The 16145-nt window shown below is 71.0% G+C and carries 12 protein-coding genes; 5 read left to right on the top strand and 7 right to left on the bottom strand.

The features are described 5' to 3' along the window. Positions 1-106: 106 nt before the first annotated feature. Positions 107-1240 carry an alpha/beta hydrolase-fold protein gene (locus tag BLU95_RS02570; protein WP_093858476.1) on the bottom strand — a complete coding sequence of 378 codons (1134 nt, stop codon included), beginning with the start codon at positions 1238-1240 and terminating at the stop codon, positions 107-109. 149 nt (positions 1241-1389) lie between these two features. Here BLU95_RS02570 and BLU95_RS02565 point away from each other — a divergent pair, with 149 nt between their 5' ends. The 3 genes from BLU95_RS02565 (at position 1390) to BLU95_RS02555 (ending at position 3853) form a co-directional block, all read left to right on the top strand. Then, the gene (locus BLU95_RS02565; protein WP_093864587.1) at positions 1390-1623 is read left to right on the top strand and encodes an MbtH family protein; all 234 of its coding nucleotides are present in this window, start codon (positions 1390-1392) and stop codon (positions 1621-1623) included. A gap of 16 nt (positions 1624-1639) precedes the next feature. Beyond that, positions 1640-3301: an amidohydrolase gene (locus BLU95_RS02560; protein ID WP_093858475.1), complete on the top strand. Its 1662-nt coding sequence runs from the start codon at positions 1640-1642 to the stop codon at positions 3299-3301. 78 nt (positions 3302-3379) lie between these two features. Then, entirely contained in the window at positions 3380-3853 is a 474-nt protein-coding gene (locus tag BLU95_RS02555; protein WP_093858474.1) for a DUF8821 family protein, read from the top strand. A gap of 174 nt (positions 3854-4027) precedes the next feature. On the opposite strand, the gene BLU95_RS42070 is transcribed toward BLU95_RS02555, so the two are convergent. Next, the gene (locus BLU95_RS42070) at positions 4028-4177 is read right to left on the bottom strand and encodes a hypothetical protein (RefSeq protein WP_159424736.1); all 150 of its coding nucleotides are present in this window, start codon (positions 4175-4177) and stop codon (positions 4028-4030) included. Positions 4178-4602: 425 nt separating this feature from the next. Here BLU95_RS42070 and BLU95_RS02545 point away from each other — a divergent pair, with 425 nt between their 5' ends. Further along, on the top strand, positions 4603-5109 hold the full coding sequence (locus BLU95_RS02545; protein ID WP_093858472.1) for an RICIN domain-containing protein: 507 nt from the start codon (positions 4603-4605) through the stop codon (positions 5107-5109). A gap of 57 nt (positions 5110-5166) precedes the next feature. Here the strand turns inward: BLU95_RS02545 and BLU95_RS02540 are convergent, their stop codons facing one another. Continuing rightward, on the bottom strand, positions 5167-5598 hold the full coding sequence (locus tag BLU95_RS02540) for a hypothetical protein (RefSeq protein ID WP_093858471.1): 432 nt from the start codon (positions 5596-5598) through the stop codon (positions 5167-5169). Between the two features lie 208 nt (positions 5599-5806). On the opposite strand from BLU95_RS02540, the gene BLU95_RS02535 reads away from it, so the two are divergent. After that, positions 5807-6319 carry a ricin-type beta-trefoil lectin domain protein gene (locus tag BLU95_RS02535; protein ID WP_093858470.1) on the top strand — a complete coding sequence of 171 codons (513 nt, stop codon included), beginning with the start codon at positions 5807-5809 and terminating at the stop codon, positions 6317-6319. Between the two features lie 85 nt (positions 6320-6404). Here the strand turns inward: BLU95_RS02535 and BLU95_RS02530 are convergent, their stop codons facing one another. Genes BLU95_RS02530 through BLU95_RS02515 form a run of 4 tightly spaced genes read right to left on the bottom strand, consistent with a single transcriptional unit; the run spans position 6405 to position 16066 of the window. Further along, the gene (locus tag BLU95_RS02530) at positions 6405-7601 is read right to left on the bottom strand and encodes a bactofilin family protein (protein WP_159424735.1); all 1197 of its coding nucleotides are present in this window, start codon (positions 7599-7601) and stop codon (positions 6405-6407) included. Next, on the bottom strand, positions 7598-11338 hold the full coding sequence (locus BLU95_RS02525) for a hypothetical protein (protein ID WP_093858468.1): 3741 nt from the start codon (positions 11336-11338) through the stop codon (positions 7598-7600). The genes BLU95_RS02530 and BLU95_RS02525 overlap by 4 nt, the downstream gene beginning before the upstream one ends. Before the next feature lie 15 nt (positions 11339-11353). After that, a complete protein-coding gene (locus BLU95_RS02520) occupies positions 11354-13531 on the bottom strand; it encodes a hypothetical protein (RefSeq protein ID WP_093858467.1) in 2178 nt (725 codons plus the stop codon). A gap of 6 nt (positions 13532-13537) precedes the next feature. Next, positions 13538-16066, bottom strand: coding sequence for a DUF6603 domain-containing protein (locus BLU95_RS02515; RefSeq protein ID WP_093858466.1), 2529 nt, complete (start codon positions 16064-16066; stop codon positions 13538-13540). Positions 16067-16145 lie beyond the last annotated feature (79 nt).

Below are 16145 nucleotides of genomic sequence, written 5' to 3'. Positions count from 1 at the left end.
ACGTGCTGACGCGGTGACGTGCTTTCGTGCTGACGTGCTTTCGTGCTGACGTGCCGGGAGCGGCGGGCCGGGCCCGCCGCTCCCGGCACGTCCGTCCGTGGGTCGGTCAGTCCAGGGCCCAGGCGACATCCCTGAGCAGGGCCTGCCGCCAGCCCGCCCGGTCGTGCTCGGAGGCCGAGCGCGACACCCGCACGGTCGCACCGGCCCGCCGGAGCAGGTCCTCGACGAGTTCGCAGTGCGGGCGCATCCGGGTCTCGTGCTCGCCCAGGTCGAAGGCGATCCGCAGCCCGGCCGGGGCGGGGCGCTCCCGCAGGCGGGCGGCGACGGCGCCGCCGACCGGCCCGCCCAGCGGGTCGGCCGGCAGGTCGGCCGCCGGGTCGGCCGGGCCCGGGGCCTGGGGCGTCCACCAGAACGACCCCGACTGGCAGGCGACCCGGGACACCAGACCCGGGAACTCCAGCGCCGCGTACACCGCGCTCAGCCCGCCGAGACTCTGTCCGGCGACCACCAGCCGTTCCGGGTCCGCGGGGACCCCGCAGTCGGCCACCCGGGGGAGCAGTTCGTCCCGCACCGCCTGCCACAGCTCCGGCCGGCAGGTGTACTCGGCGAGCCGGTCCGCGGCCGGCAGGAAGACCAGGGTGACCGGGGGCAGTTCACCGGCGGCCGCCGCCGCGTCGAAGGCGGTCACGGCCGGGTGCAGGTACAGCCAGTCGTCCCCGTCGAGCAGCAGGACCACCGGTCCGCCCCCGGCCACCGGGTGGACCCGGGCGGTGCGCCGCCCGCCGAGCCGATCGCTCGCCCAGCGGATCCGGGTGGCCGGCAGCGGCAGCACGTCGTCGGCACCGACGGCCGGCCAGTGCGGCTGCGGCGGGGCGTCCGGGGTCGCGGCGATCGACCGCTCGCCGCCGGCCCCGACCGGGTTGAGCGGATCGGCGTACCACTCGCCGCCCGCGCGGAACCGGTAGGTCACCCGGAGCCGCGCGGGCATCCGCACCTCGGCGTACCAGCAGTCCGTGTCGCGCCAGCGGACCATCGGGACCGGGGCGGACCAGCTCTCGAACTCGACCTCCGCCGGGCCGCCGCGCCGCCGGAACAGGGTGCTCCACCCGCCGCCGGGGGCCGGTACGGAGGTGGGGCCCGGCGCGCCCCAGAACTCCTCGCCGCCGGGCTGGCCTGGCAGCCCGAACGCGGCGAAGGGGTGGTCGGGACCGGCCGGGGGGCCGGGAACGGGATCGGTCATGCCCGGGCTCCTTGTGAGGGAGGAGGGAGAACGTTAGGCTCGAAACCCAGGTTAGCCTAACCTAAGTGACCTGGCCCGGGGACGGCCGACCTGCGTTCCTGACCCGAGCTCAGCACATCATCCCAGTCGCCCACATGGAGGACCCGGACATGAGCACCAACCCCTTCGACGACCCCGACGGCTGCTTCCTGGTCCTGGTGAACGACGAGGGCCAGCACTCCCTCTGGCCGTCCTTCGCCGAGGTCCCCGGAGGCTGGACGACCGTCCTCGCGGAGACCACCCGCGACGCGGCCCTGGAGTACGTCGAGTCGAACTGGACCGACCTCCGCCCCCGCTCCCTCGCGGCCGCCACCACCGCCACCGCGGCGACCGACACCGCCTGACCGCAGGCACCCGCCCGTGCTGTGCAGCCGGCTGACCAACGCGAACATCCTCACCATGGACCCGGAGCATCCGGTCGCCCATGACCTGGGCATCTGGCGGGGCCGGATCGTCGGCCTCGACGAGGCCGTCACCTCCCTGCCCGCCCGCGAGGTCGTCGACCTCCAGGGGGCCACCGTGCTCCCCGGATTCATCGACAGCCACGTGCACCTCGCCTGGACCGGTCTGAAGCAGAGCGCGCCGAGCGTCGCCCCCTGCCGCGAGGTCGCCGCCGTGCTCGCCGCCGTCGCCGAGGCGACCGCCCGCACCGGCGTGCCCGGCGACTGGGTCGACGTGATGGGCTACGACCAGCGGGCCCTCGGCCGGCACCTGACCGCCGCCGAACTCGACACCGTCAGCCACGGGCGCAAGGTGTTCCTGATGCACGACTCCGGTCACGGATGCGTCGTCAACAGCGCCGTCCTGGACGCCGTCCTGGAGCTGCTCCCCGCCGGGGTCCCGCACCAGGACGGCTTCCTGGTCGAGGCCGCCATGGCCGAGGTCCGCCGCCTCCGGCTGCCCTACGCCCAGACCGAGATCGCCGACGCCGTCGAGCGCGCCGCCCGGACCTGCCTGGCCGAAGGCGTCACCGCCGTCGCCGAGGCCGGCATCGGCGGCGGCCTGCTCGGCCACAGCCCGGTCGAACTCGGCGCCTACCAACTGCTCCGCGACCGGGGGCGACTGCCCCTGCGGGTCCAGCTGATGGCCGCCGCAGACACGCTGCGCCCGCGCGCCGCCCACCGCGACGACCGGCTGCCCCGCACCCTGGACCTCGGCATGCGCACCGGTTTCGGCGACGACTGGCTGTCGCTCGGCGCCCTGAAGATCTACACCGACGGCGGCATGATGGCCCGCACCGCCGCACTCACCGCCCCCTACGAGGGCCTGGACCACACCGGTCAGCTGCAGGACGACCCCGAGCAGCTCACCCGGCTCGTCGTCGACGGACACCTCGCGGGCTGGCAGCTCGCCGTCCACGCCATCGGCGACCGCGCCGTCGACCTCGCCCTCGACGCCCTCGAACACGCCCAGCGCCTCCGGCCCCGACCGGACGCCCGGCACCGGATCGAGCACGCCGGACTGGTCCGCCCCGACCAGTTGCCGCGCTTCGCCCGCCTCGGCGTCGCCGCGGTCGTCCAGCCGGCCTTCCTGCACTCCTTCGGCGACGACTACGCGACCCTGATGGGCCCGGAACGCGCACCCTGGCTCTACCGGGGCCGGAGCTTCCTCGACCACGGCGTGCCCCTCGTGGGCAGCTCGGACCGCCCGGTCACCGACGGAGCGCCGCTGCGGGCGATCCAGTTCATGGTCGAGCGCGCCGCCGCCTCGGGCCGCCCGGTCGGCCCCGCCGAGGCGATCACCGTCGACGAGGCCCTGCACGCCTTCACCGTCGCCGCCGCCCGCGCCTGCCACTGGGAACACGCCGCCGGCAGCCTCGCCCCGGGCAGACGCGCCGACCTCGTCGTCCTCGGCGACGACCCACGACGCATCGACCCCTCCCGGATCGCCGGGACCGAGATCGTGGCGACCTACGTCGACGGCCGCCCAGCGGGGGACGGGGACGGGCGGCGCGCCGCCGGGGGACGGAACACGAGTCCGCACGGGCCCGATGGTCCGGCCTCCGTCGGGCCCGCGGCATAGGATCACCGCTCGGAAAGGCCCCCGCCCGTCCGTGCCCGTCCCCGTGCCCTGCCCGTGGCCCATGCGGAGGAACCCGCCATGACCTACACCGTGGACTTCGAGACCGTGTCGACCGTCGGCCTGGAGTCGTCCCCCGTCGCGGACGCACTCGCCGGGCTGCGGGCGAACGAGGCCCGGTACTTCCGGAACAAGTACGACCACACCTTCACGGTGGAGCCCGCGGCCGAGGCTACCGAGGTCGTCGACCGGGTGCACCGGATCCTCCGGGAGGAGCGCGGGATCGTCATCGCGTCCCGGCCCCTCGAAGCCACCGCCTTCGAGGTCGAGGGCATCAGGATGGCCTACGTCTTCTACGAGAGCGGCCTGTCGGTCAACGTGATGTACACCGTCGAGGACGCCAAGAAGCGGGCCGTCGGCTTCAAGCTCTCGGACGGGATGGAGGTCCCGGCGGAACTGGCCCAACGGTTCAAGTTCGCCCGCCAGAAGTCCAAGCTCGCCGGGACGATCCGCGGCTCGTTCTTCGTCATCAAGAACGAGTACGGCAGCTGGTAGGCCGTCGGGCGGCCCACGGTCCCGCCCGCTCGCCGGCCGCAGCCCTGAGGACATCGCAGGCGGTCGCGGTACTCGAACTCGACTGCCCCGCGAACGCCACGAGCAGCCCGTGCTCCGGCCTGCCGTCGCGGAGGCGGTCCCGGCGGGGCCGGGAGGCCGCCGCAGAGGCGGGATCTACTTCAGCCTGAGGGTCATTTCGGTCTCCTGGTTGGGGGTGTTGCCCTGGGGGACCTTGACGAAGTACGCCCAGCGGTCCCAGTCACTGGAATGGCTCGAGTCGCCCTGCCAGGTGGAGTCCAGGTACGACCCCCGGTGGGTACTCACGATGTGCACCACGGACCGGTCGTGAAGAACGTCACCGGCATTTCCGCCGGAGCTTTTGATCTTCCCTTCGGTCGTGAGGGAGAAGGTGATTCTTCCCTTTTTGAAGGTCAGATTTCCGGACGAGTCCTGCTGGACGGTCCAATCACCGACGGTGATGGTTCCTGGCATTGTCTGCCCCTTTCAGGTTCAGGATTCACTGGTGCGGACGGTCGGCGGGGCCGGAGTGGCGACATCCGCCGAACGGTTGCGGCACGGGCTTGCGTTAGCCCATGCGGGTTCTCCTCGAGGAGATTGGATCTGTACGAACTTTCTGGTGGGTAGTTCTCCGGCGACGGCAAAATTGTCGAGATCCGCGCCGCAGCAAGAAGGCTGCCGGTGCGCGGGCGGCGAGCGGCTGTCACGGAAGTGACTACAGGAGGATCGGAATGAGCATCGCCAAAAAAGTGGTGGCCTCGATCGCGGCTGTTGCCGCGATGTCGGCCGTCGCAGTCACAAGTGCGGGGGCGGTGGCCGCCCGGCCTCGGTCCGTGGAATTCACCACAGCCGTGCAGAATGTGGCCGACAACCTCAATCTCGATTACTTCCACAGTACCGAGATCGACACCAGGCCTGCCGGCGGGTCGACCCAGGAGTGGATTTTCAAGCTGGTTGCGAAGACCGAGGACGGAACGGGCATCTACACGATCCGGTGGGGCGACCGGAGCTGCATTGCGAACAACGGGCTCGACCGGCCGGTGAACCTCAAGTTCTGCCAGGACGGTGATCTGGCGCAGCGGTGGATCGTCGACACGGCTCAGGATCACACCACGATCTCGAGCCAGAAGAACCCGAACCAGGTCCTGCAGGGCAACGGGGAGAACAAAACCGTTACGGCGGGCGGGGTCTTCGGTCAGCCCTCGCCCAGCCAGCTCTGGACTCTCTATCAGCCGTAGGACGTCGCCGGGCTCTGTCGTGTCGCGGGGTCCGGGGAGGTCACGCGGTCCGGGGGGTCACGTGGTCAGGGGAATCCAGTAGAAATTTGATTCGCAGGATTCTTCCAGGTCCTCGGAGAGCGTGTACTGCTTTCCTGTGGGAACGGGGATGCTGAAGCAGTTGTCCCACACGTGCTGATCGCCGTTCGCCGACACCCTGACGCGGGGAAGGCCGTCGTACTCGATCTGGACATACGATTCCCTGTTCACTTTGTCCCTGGAGTGCACCATTCCGACGATCATCCCGTCCTGGGCTTCGGTGTGCGGGCCCCGGTAGCGGCGCTGCGGGTGGCCGACCTTCACGCCGTGGCGCGTGGGAGCGGCAATTCCGCTGGGGGTGATCATGAATGACTTGCTGGTTCTGCTGTTATGGAAGACCAGATTGTCGTCCTTGTCGGTGGAGATTCTCCAGGGGTCGAGGAAGATCCCGGAGTCCGGCGCACTTGCCACTGTCGATCGTCCGCCTCTCGCCGGCCGGTTCTTTCCGGCCCGTCGGGTGTCAGTGCAAGTATGGTGCGCCGTTCAAGTAGTTCGTGGACGACTCGCTGGTGGATCCCGCTTGCGTGTCGCCGTTGGCCGTTAGTCTGAGTCGTCGCACTGGGGCCCCGGTGCGTGGAGTGAGTGAAACCGTCGTGCAATCGACCGAAAGGAAAGTCGTATGAAGTGGCGAGGTCTCGGCGGGAAGGCGTCCGCGGGGGCGGTGGTCTCCGTTCTGACGGTGGCACTGGTTTCCGTGGCCGGACAGGTGCCCGCACACGCGAACGACCTGGTGTACACGTTCCAGAATGTCGCGTCGGACCAGAATCTCGACATGGTGCAAGGAGTGAAACAGCTGCGCGCCTGGTCGCCGCAGTTCGACGGCAGCGACAACATCAAGCCCCAGCAACGGTTCGCGGTCAAGGCCGGGACGGTCCTGCCTGGTCATCTGCTCCAGAGCGTGGCAACGAGTCAGTGCCTGCGGGCGGTCGGAAAGGACCTGGCGGTCGAGTCGGCGGCGTGCAACCCGGGCGTGAAGGCTCAGCTCTGGAGCGCCTCGTTCGCATCCGACGGAGACCGGATCGAGAGCACCAAGTTCCCCGGTTACTGCATTCAGGACGAGGGAGCCGACAGGGCGGTGGTACTTCGTTCGTGCAACAACCAGACCAAGCAGTCCTGGATGGCGCTTTCGTAGCCGACCGCCGGACGGGGCCGCGGCCGTGCGGGCTTCGCACGGCCGCGGTGCGCTGTCGGCTCGTGGCGGACTGTCCGAGCCGCCGTCACTTGACCTTGACGGTTGCGGCGTGCACGGTCCCGAAGGTCGCGTCGCCCGTCACTTTGAGCGTCTTGGCGACGGTCGCGTCCTGCTGGGCCTTCAACTCGCCCTTGACCGTGGCGTTCTTCTCGGCTGTCAGGTCGCCGCCGACCGTGGCGGTGCTCCTGGCGGTGAGCGCGCCGTGGATCGATCCGGTGCTCTTGGCGGTCAGCGCGCCGTCGATCGTGGCGGCTCTACTGGCTGTCAGGTCGCCGCCGACCGTGACGGTGCTCTCGGCAGTCAGCGCGCCCGCGACGGTGAGCGTGCCCTTCGCCTTCACCGTGCCGTTGAGGTCGGTGGCGCCGTCGACGGTGACGGTGTTCTTCGCCAGCAGCGGACCGTTGACGGTGAGCCGGTGGACCACCAGGTCGGGAGTGAGGACGGCGACGAGGGTGGTGAGGGAGCGTTCATAGGTGTTGCCGCTCTGCGCGAAGTGGCCCTGGAGCAGGAAGTTGGTGTCCTTCACCAGCGGGTCGGGGCAGGTCCACTGCCCCGGCGGTGTTTCGGGGCCCGGGGTGATGTGCGCCTTGGAGTCGTTCCAGTACATGGTGTAGGCGGCGCTGCGGGTCCCCTGCCATTTGAGGGTCGGCCGGTCGCCGTTGTTGATCTGCAGCGGGTCGGCACGGAAGCTGTGCAGCTCGAACTCCCGAGGTGCCTTCTGAACGGTATCGGTGATGCTCCTCTCGGAGGTGGAGCCACCCGTCGAGGTCTTCTCGATGACGAGGAGCTTCGCGTGGCCGGCCTCCTTGTTCAACTTGATGCCGCTGATCCGGAGTTCCAGGTCCCAGCTGCCGTCGAAGGAGGCCGGCGCCTTGGGGGTGAAGATGACGTCGTACCAGGTTCCCGGCTCGTCGTCCCGATCCTTCGTCGTCCTGAACTTGGCCGTCCACCCTTCACCGTGGCCGATGCCGGACCCGCCCGTGACACGGGCCCTGATGGAACCGGCGTCCTTCTCCTCGACCCATGCGACGTCGGCGTTCCCCATCAGGAGTGCCACGGTGATCCTGTCGCACTGGACGAGCTTCGTCGAGGTGGGAGCCCTGTCGACGGTGAGGATCAGGTCCACCGGGTCCGGGTAGTCGACGGTGAGCTCGTCCGGGTAGGTCGAGATCCGGTAGTCCAGGAGCATGGGCCCTCCCTGGATGTAACGCTGCATGGTCACGAGGTTCCCCTCCGGCGGCGCACTTGCCCGCCAGGTGTGCCGGGGTGGAGTTGGAGGTAGCCGGCCCGGGCGGTGGGCACCGGGTCGTCGGGGTGCAGGCGGGTGTCGGCCGGCGCGACGGGGACGGACGTCCAGGTGGGGGTGGTGGCTCCGTCGGCGAGGGCGGGTTCGGCCCAGGTCCAGGTGCCGTGCAGGGCGGCGGGCTGCGGGACGACGATCCCGTCCACCGGATCGGTGTCCTTGGCCGAGGGCGGGACGGGGGAGCTGCGCAGCGGGGCGAGCAGCGGGGTGAGGCGGAAGGAGGCGCGGATGCGTTCCAGGGCCTGTCGAACGAGGTCGGTGGGAAGTTGCAGGGCCTCGCTGGGCAGGATGCCGGTGTGCGCGTGGACGGGGGCGTGGGGGTCGACCAGGAGCGTCAGGTGATGGGTGACGGGCGGTTGGGTGAGTGGCCGGGAGGGGAGTGCCAGGTGGTCGCCATTGCCGATGGGGACGGTGTAGGTCCTGTCCTTGACCGGGAAGTCGGTGCGGATGGTGCGGTAGCTGATGGCGTCCCCAGCGGCGCCGTGCGTGGCGTAGTAGCCGATCAGTCCGTCGGAGAGCCGATCCGCGGCGCCCAGGCGGACCGGCCAGGTGTAGGAGGGATAGTCCTCGGTCGGGGGGTCGAGAATCGTGTCCAGGCCGGGGTCGCTCAGCGGCGGGCCGTTGAGGTCGATGGTCACATCGGCGCGCAGCAGGGCCAGCGGCCGCCCGTTCAACTGGGCGGGTGCGAGGGGCAGATCGACCGGGGCGATCCGGGTCAGGGCGGTGTCGATGCAGGTGAGCAGGGTGTCCAGGTCGTCGGCGGGCTGCTCGAGCAGGGCTCGGACGAAGTTCCGCAGCTGCGGATCGCCGGCCAGGAACGACGGGTCCTGAGGGTGGCCTGCGAGGGACTCGGGCAACGGGTTCCAGGCGGTCTCGCGCGTCCCGGAGGTGCCGGTGACCGCCCGGAGTTCGCCGAGCGGCGCGCCGTCGGGAGCGTGCACCTGGAGGCTCCGGTCGAGGTAGTTGAGCAGCAGCCAGCCGGCCAGTGGCCCGGCGGGGTCCTTGCCGGTCCGGGGAGTGGGGCGGTCCGGCTCGGGCAGGCAGGCTGTGGCGGGGCCGGCCGCGTAGCGGGTGCCGGTGGTGGCGTCGACGGCCTCCAGGCGCAGCCGGGCCGACTGCAGCAGCCGGGGCGGGAGCTGGACGAACCGCTGGGCTCCCTGGACGTCGGCGAACAGGTGCTTCGACGGTGTGACGCTGTCGGCGCGACGCGGCGCGAACTGCTTGATGCGGTCGCCGGTGTCGGAGAGGATGTCGACGCTCCGGCCGAACCGGTCGATGAGGCGCAGGTCGGCGAAGAAGAACTGTCCGGCACGCACCGGTTGGAAGGTCGTGCTCGACGATTCCCGGTCCCCGACCCTGGGGACGGTGCCGCCGGCCGTCTCGAACTCCGGGGTGCGGCGGGCGGCACCGTCCTGGCGCAGCAGCCAGTCGTTGAAGCCGTCCAGTGTCTGGGACAGGACGTCCAGGTAGGCCAGCCGGACGTCCAGTGTTCCGAGGCTGTCGCGTTCCTGGGTGCGTAGCAGGCGGTAGGTCCGTCCGTAGCGCCTGGCCTGGGCGCGGAGGGTGTGGCCGAGGGTGGGGGTGAGGAAGGAGCGGCCGGTGAAAGTGAGTCTGCGGGCCTGGTCCTCGTCGGTGGCGAGGGCGCCGGTGCCGTTCCAGGTGTAGTCGGCGCCGTCGAAGGTCCAGTGGGTGCGTTGCCCGCTCCGGTAGGGGGTGGGCGTGTAGTGGAGCTCCCACTGGAGGAACAGCGGCAGCCAGGGCTGGGTCCACAGGGAGGTGTAGGCGGCCAGGGCGGCCGTGCTCGTGGCGGTGGGTCCGTGCAGCTGGGTGTCCGGGTTGTTCAGGATGTCGTACAGGCCGCTGCCTCCCACGCCCTTGGCGCGGGCGGCCTGGTCGAGGACGGCGAACTCGTGCAGCAGGTCCTTGCACACGGCCGGGACGTCGCCGCCGAGCGGTGGCAGGGTGGGGGCGCCGGCACCCGTGTACTCCAGGCCCACGGAGGTGACCGACTTCACCAACTGGCCGGGGAACCGGCACGGCAGCGGTTGGTCGGGATCGCGGCCGAGCGGCTGCCGTGCGCCGGCGCCCTGGAGCAGGACGACGGGGTCGGACGGTTGGTAGAACGACGGCGAGGCCACCCGTCGGAGCTGGAGGCCGGCGGGGAGGCCCTTCCTGGCGGCGAAGTCGGCGATCGCCCGGTCGAGGTCCTCCGGGCCGTCCGCGTGCGGCACCTTTGCCAGGCGTGCGGCCGTTTCCCCCTTGAGTCTGTCGATCTCCGCCGCCAGCTCCTTGAGTTGGGCTCTGGCAGCGTCGACGAACTGCCGGTCCTTCGCTCCGGTGTCCTGACCGAGGAGCCCGACCAGCCAGTGCAGGAACCAGTAGCGCTGCTGGGCGGCCCGCAGCCGGGGCGCCAGGCGGTCGTAGGCGGCCTGGTCGCTGTTGAGGGTGCCGAGCCATCCCGGTTCCTCCGCGCGGTGGTGCCGGAGGGGCGCGGTCGGGCCGTCGGTGGGCCGGTCGGTGACCTCCCAGGCACATCCGGCGTCACGCCCGGCGAACCAGGTACGGCGCAGTGCCTCGTCGAGGTCGGCGGGGCCGTCCGCGTCGTCGAACCGTTCGATGAGCCCGTGGTAGAGCGCGCTGGTCAGGTCGGCCGCGCGCAGGGCCGTGCCCCGGTCGGCCTTGGAGTCGGACCGGGTCTGCGCGGCGATCAGGGCGTGTGCGGCGTCCATCGTGCTGTGCCCGACCGCGACGGTCACGTCGTTGAGGTTCGGACGTGGGGAGTCGGGGGCGGCGCCCGCTCGTTCCCACGGGACGCGGAGGGCGGTGCCCAGGTAGCGGGTCCTGGTGTCGGCGGTCGCGGAGGTGTTCGGGGGCAGCGACCAGCCGAGGGCGCGAACGACGTCGTCGGGGCCGGACGCGTCCGGTGGCAGCAGTTCGGCGATGTCCTTGGCGGTGCGGAGGACGTCGGTCTCCGGCTCCGCGTACCAGCCGACGGCGAGGTAGCTGAACACGTTCCGGTTCCAGGGGCGTTCCTCGGCGAGCCCGAGCGAGTCGAGGTCGGAGAGGTTGTCGAAGAAGGACAGCACGTTGCGGTGGTAGGGCTCGAAGGCGGCGAACGCCGGCAGACCCGGACCGATCGCCGTCAGGTGCGGGGGCCTGCCCTCCGAGGGGTCCTTCCAGACCGTCTCCGCGGAGAGCCGGTCGGCGCGGCCGATCTTCGTGCGCCTGGGAGACGTGGTGGACCGCGGGTCGATGTACTCGGAGAACTGGTCGCCCGGGGCCGGGCGCCAGTCGTGCTCGTCGAGGATGTAGTCGCTGCTGACGACCCAGCCGGCCGCCCCGAGCGCGTCACCCTCGCCGTTGCGGTGGTGGCGGACGATCAGCCAGCGGTTGGGGATCAGCGGGAACCGGGTGTCGCCCGTCGCCGGGTCGTAGTGGCCGGTGGCGAGGACCTCGGGAAGCTGCCACTGGAGGCAGACGCCGCGTTCGTCCCATTCTTCGGACGTGACGTCCGGGGGGAGCGGTTCGGCCACGGCCCGGTCGTTCAGCATGGCGGTGAACTCCGGCCGCCACCGGAAGGAGGCCTCGTTCCGCACGCCGTTGTTGTAGACCAGGGCATGCAACTGGATCGGGACGATCAGGTCGGTGGTGCTCATCAGCCCAGGAGTCCTCTACGCGGTGGTCAGATGCTGTTCGATGGGGGAGTTGATCATTTCGACGGCGAACTGGGCGGGTGTGAGCTCCAGGCCGAGCTGGGCGTTGAAGTCGGCGATCATGCCTGTCGCGGCGTCCTTGCCGAGCAGGTCGAGGACCCCCGGGAGGGCGTCCTTCCCGCCGCGCAGGTAGTGGAGCACCGTCCTGCCGGGCCGGGCCGGGAAGTAGGTGCCCCGGATGGTGGCACCGGTGTCCGGCCGGTCGCTCCGGATCTCACGCAGGTTCACCCGGTCGTCGGCGTCGATGCCGAAGTGGATGCCCTCGGCGGGCTCCCGCAGGACCAGCCTGTCGGGCACGTCGTCGAAGAGGCAGAGCACGGTGTCGGTGTCGGGGCGGAGCCGGTTCAGCTCGCGCAGCACGGTCGTCCCCAGCGCGGCCGTGATCCGGACGTTCGGCCAGGCGGCCACCAGCGCCGAGCGGATCAGCAGTCCGGCTCTGGGCGTGCCGTCCGCCACACGGAGGCGGGAGACCGCGGCGCGCAGGTGGACGTCAAGGTCGCGGTCCAGCGAGGTGTGCACGCCGATGCTCTGCGCCCCGGCGAGCAGGGCGCGGATCCACGCCGGGTCGATCCGGAACAGCCGCAGCGACTCCGGGGGCAGCATCCGCGGGTCGGGGACGAGGTAGCACATCGGCACCCCGTCCAGCAGGGACAGCCGGTCGAGGAACGCGGGCATGGCCGCGAGCCGGCCCCGGGCATCGTGGGCGAGCGCCTCGGTGATCTGGGACTTCGTCAGCTGCTGCGGGGAGGCGATGGTGGTGACGGCCGTGCCGCGGACCAGGTCCTCGGTGACGGCGGTCAGGTCGTGGAGGGCGGGCAGCCGGGGCGGTCCCTTGTCGAGCGTGCGGAAGTCGTCGTCCGCCAGCGGTGCGTACCCGCAGGCGTCGATACGCATCCGCGTCGCGGCGAGGGCGCGGCGGGCCTGAAGGACGTCGCCCGGGTACGACGGGTCGGCCAGTGCCAGGGTGCGGCCCAAGGTCCAGGCGCAGGCGTAGCCGACGTCGAACACGCCCTGGGCCTGATCGTAGACGAGGGCGTGGTCGGCACTGGTGCAATCGGTGCCGCCGACCTGCCCGGGCACCTCGGGCGCGGTGACGGGCGTGGCCGGGCCGCGGTACCAGGCGAACGTCCGCTCTCCGGACAGCACCTGCTGGGCGACCGGTACGAACCCCCATTTCAGCCGGTTCTGCACGGCGGCGCTTCCCCCGCTGCCGGACGGCGGCAGCCGCAGGGCCAGGTTCTCCGGGTCGGACCTGCCCGGAGCCACCAGCGCCTTCAGGACGCCCGACGCGTCGAAGGCCGCGTCCGGGTCGCTGCTGAACGACCAGGACCACAGGGCGGCCAGCCGCACGGCGGTGTGGCCCTTGAGGTCTCCCGAGAGTTTCCCGTCGAAGCCCTCGAACGAGACCAGGTGCGCGCTGTAGGCGGTGGCCTCACGGGGAAAGCGATTCCCCGTGACGACGGCGTAGCGGCCCTCGGAGAGGCGCTCGCCCTCCGATCGGGTCTGCTTCGGCCGCACGTCCCGGACGTGCGCCAGGTAGTGCATTTCCTGCTCGCGCGGCACCAGGGAGTTGAAGACCGCAAGCGGAACGTCGATGGTGCGGCACTCGCTCGCCAGGGTCTCCTCCGGCAGGGTGTCGAGCTTCGGGCCCAGCACCCCCTGGTCGGTCGGGGTCACCAGCTCACGGACCGGGCGTGCTGTGGTCGCTCCCAACCCCTGCGGATCGCCCGGGAGTTCGCCTGCCCGGAACAACAGCACGGCCATCCACGGTGCGCGCTGCCGGATGTCGCGCGACCACTTCTGCTCGCGCTCCCAGGGCAGTGCCGGGCGCGCGATCGTGACATGCGGCAGTGTTCGGGCGAAGTCGCCGGCCGCGGACGGCGGCGGATGGACCGCCTGCACGCTGGAAGCGTCCAGGACGAACTGCGGAGCTCGGACCTCCACCTGATGATCGATCGGTGTATCGGTGCTGTTGAGGAGGGTGCCGCCCTCGTCCTTGACGACCTGCCGGGCCTCGAACCGGTAGACGCCGGCGGTCGCGGCCGGCTGCACGAAGTCGGTGAACGTGGTCAGCAGTTCGGCGTCCGCGCCGGCTCGCGGGCGCTCGTTCGGCGGGGTGGTCGTGGCCGTGGTCATGAGGCATCACTTCGAGGTCGTGGTCAGTGGGGCATCGGTCAGGCTGTGCTCGACCTGCCGGGCGTACTGGGCCAGCGGCCCGTTCCAGTCGCCGTCGGGCGCGACGCCCAGCCCGGCCAGTGCCCGGTAGGTGGCGGTACGGGCGCTCTGCTGCGCACTCGCGTTCAAGGTCCTGGCAATGAGGCCCACGCTCTGTCCGTCCACCACCGGCACCGGGCCCTGCGCGGCGGTGTGCCGGAGCGGGATCCGACCGTCGGGGAGGCGCTCCGAGCCGAGGGACTCCTCCGTGGCGGGCCCGACGCTGCCGCCGACCAGGGCGGGCGGCACCTCGATCCGCAGGCCGCTCACCCCCGTGAACAGCTTCCGGTCGTTGGCCTCCTGGCCGCCGCCGGGGACTCCCCACAGCGCCGAGGGAACCTGCTGGGTGAGCGGGGTGATCCTCCAGCCGGCCCCGTGCCAGTCGTAGGGCGAGTTGTTGCGCAGCACCCGTACCCGGTGTTCGCTCGTGATGCCGCTCTTGTCCATCGGACGGATGCTCAGCGGTCCGAGCCCCGAAGGGAGCCCGATCTCCTTGCCGTTGACCGTGACCTTGTTGGCGGGGACGGCGGATCTGGTCGCCAGGGCGAAGTCGTACGCCGACACCAGCATCGGCCCGGCCTTCTCGGCACGTGCCTTCCGCTCGGTGTCGGTGACGTCCACCAGTACCCCGCGCAGCGGGGTGACCCCCAGCGGTTCGGGCAGCTGCTGGCGCAGCTGCGCCCAGGTCGCCGGCGGCGGGGTGACGCGGCGGGAGCCGAAGGTGAAGGAGAACGAGACGAACCAGACCTTCACCGTCACCCGCCCGCCGAGTGGCGGCGCCCACAGCTGGAGATCGATGCCGGTCTCGATCGAGACCCGGGTGTTCACCCACAGCACCTTGATGGTGAACGCCACCCCGATCCGGATGCCGAGCGCCAACTCCAGTCGGAACGGCGACCAGCGGATCAGCGCGTGCAGGTGCGCGACGAACCACGCCGACAGCATCCCCTTGTCGTAGCGGGCCTCCAGGGTCCCGCCGAGCATGAAGGCGCTCGGCGTCAGCGCCGTGTAGCCCTGCGAGGAGATCCGGACCTTGCTGTCCGGCGACCAGACGAACCCCAACCGGGCCGGGCGCGGATAGTGCGCCGGAACGAGGTAGTCGGGGTGGTAGCCGCCCGCCGAGACGACGAAGTCGCCGCCGTGCACCCCGCCGGTCCACACCCGCATCCCGATCCCGCCGGTGAGCCGGACCGACTCGTCGAAGACGAACGACCCGTCGGCGACCACCGCGTCCAGGGACAGCAGATGCTTGGCCGGCTCCACCGCGAAACGAATGTCGACGGTGAGCCGGGCGTGGACCTTCCGTCCTGCCTGGGCGTTCTTCGGGAAGGTGATGGAGGCGCGGCCGAGGACGGTCGCGGTGAACTCGTCGCCGAACTCCAGCAGCGCGAGCGCCCGCACCTGCAGGAACTTGAAGCAGCTGAAGTCGATCCCGAGCGCCGCCCAGTAGCGCCCCTGGCGGGGCTGGATCCACCCCTTCTCCATCAGGTCGGTCATCACCTGCTGCGGCGTGGTGCCCCCGCCCCCGCCGGCCAGCCGGGCCACCAGGGGGAACCGGCCGATCTCGGTGACCTCCGGCACCCGGACGGTGCTGTTCACGCCGAAGCCGCCCGAGAGCGCGTTCACCGTGAACGCCGGCGGACCGAACAGCCCCGCCCCCGTCCGCGACCCGATCTCCCCGAACAGGAACACCGAAGTCCAGCCGGCCTTGGCACGGGCGTAGCAGCCCATCGCCTCCATGGCGATCACACTGGTCTCCACCGACAGCATGCCGGTGATCAACTCGCTGTATTCGGCGGTCTTCCGACGCTCCAGCAGGCCGGCGACCCTCAGCGGTGGTTTGTCGATCAGGAGCGAGGCGCCGCGGAGCTGCGGAACGAACTCCGGTGGTGAGGCGAGCCGAATTCCGAGCCCCAGCCCGAGCAACGCGAACTCCACCGGTCCGATCACCAGCGCGGCGTCCAGCGCCGCCGCCACCATCGCGCCCTCGGCGGTCAGTGTCAACCGGCGCAACCGGACCGGGCCGAACACCAGTCCGAGCTGCTGCCCGTCCTGCTCAGTGCCGGCCTTGGTAGGAGCGGCCCGCACTGGAACGAACAACTCGTGGACCTTGTCGCCCACCCTGACGACCAGCCCGAACTGGAACTTCTGGGGCATCCCCGCCGCCGCGACCCGAGGCAGCGTTCCCTTGGGATCGGCTGCCGTCAGCAGGGAGTTGATCCGCTGCGCCTCGGCGGCCGTCACCGTTCCGGTGGTGATCGCCAGCTGCGCCCCGGTCAGCGTTACGGCATCGGCGGGCAGCATCGCCCCGACGAGGGGCAGGTCGGAGAGGCCCACGGCGAACTTGGCGCGCGCCAGGAGGAGTCGGAGTGCTTCGTTCGCCCTGTCGGCGTCTCCGTCGAGCACCGGAACGCCGACGACGATCGCCGGATGCGCACTCAGTTGTTCATCGGTCACCGTTCCTGCCCTTCGACGAATCCCGGGTGACCCCCGCGTGCTGTGACGGGTGCGAGGTGGTTCCCCGAACACCTCGCAG

This window comes from Streptomyces sp. TLI_053, from assembly GCF_900105395.1.
Lineage (GTDB): Bacteria > Actinomycetota > Actinomycetes > Streptomycetales > Streptomycetaceae > Kitasatospora.
Note: the sequence above shows the minus strand (reverse complement) of the source record. Positions and strands in the feature narration are given on the sequence as shown.

Excerpts from the sequence above, each read along its gene's own strand:
- BLU95_RS02545 (WP_093858472.1), top strand. The coding sequence starts at position 4,603 with ATGAGCATCGCCAAAAAAGTGGTGGCCTCGATCGCGGCTGTTGCCGCG.
- BLU95_RS02555 (WP_093858474.1), top strand. The coding sequence starts at position 3,380 with ATGACCTACACCGTGGACTTCGAGACCGTGTCGACCGTCGGCCTGGAG.
- BLU95_RS02535 (WP_093858470.1), top strand. The coding sequence starts at position 5,807 with ATGAAGTGGCGAGGTCTCGGCGGGAAGGCGTCCGCGGGGGCGGTGGTC.
- BLU95_RS02525 (WP_093858468.1), bottom strand. The coding sequence starts at position 11,338 with ATGAGCACCACCGACCTGATCGTCCCGATCCAGTTGCATGCCCTGGTC.
- BLU95_RS02565 (WP_093864587.1), top strand. The coding sequence starts at position 1,390 with ATGAGCACCAACCCCTTCGACGACCCCGACGGCTGCTTCCTGGTCCTG.
- BLU95_RS02570 (WP_093858476.1), bottom strand. The coding sequence starts at position 1,240 with ATGACCGATCCCGTTCCCGGCCCCCCGGCCGGTCCCGACCACCCCTTC.
- BLU95_RS02520 (WP_093858467.1), bottom strand. The coding sequence starts at position 13,531 with ATGACCACGGCCACGACCACCCCGCCGAACGAGCGCCCGCGAGCCGGC.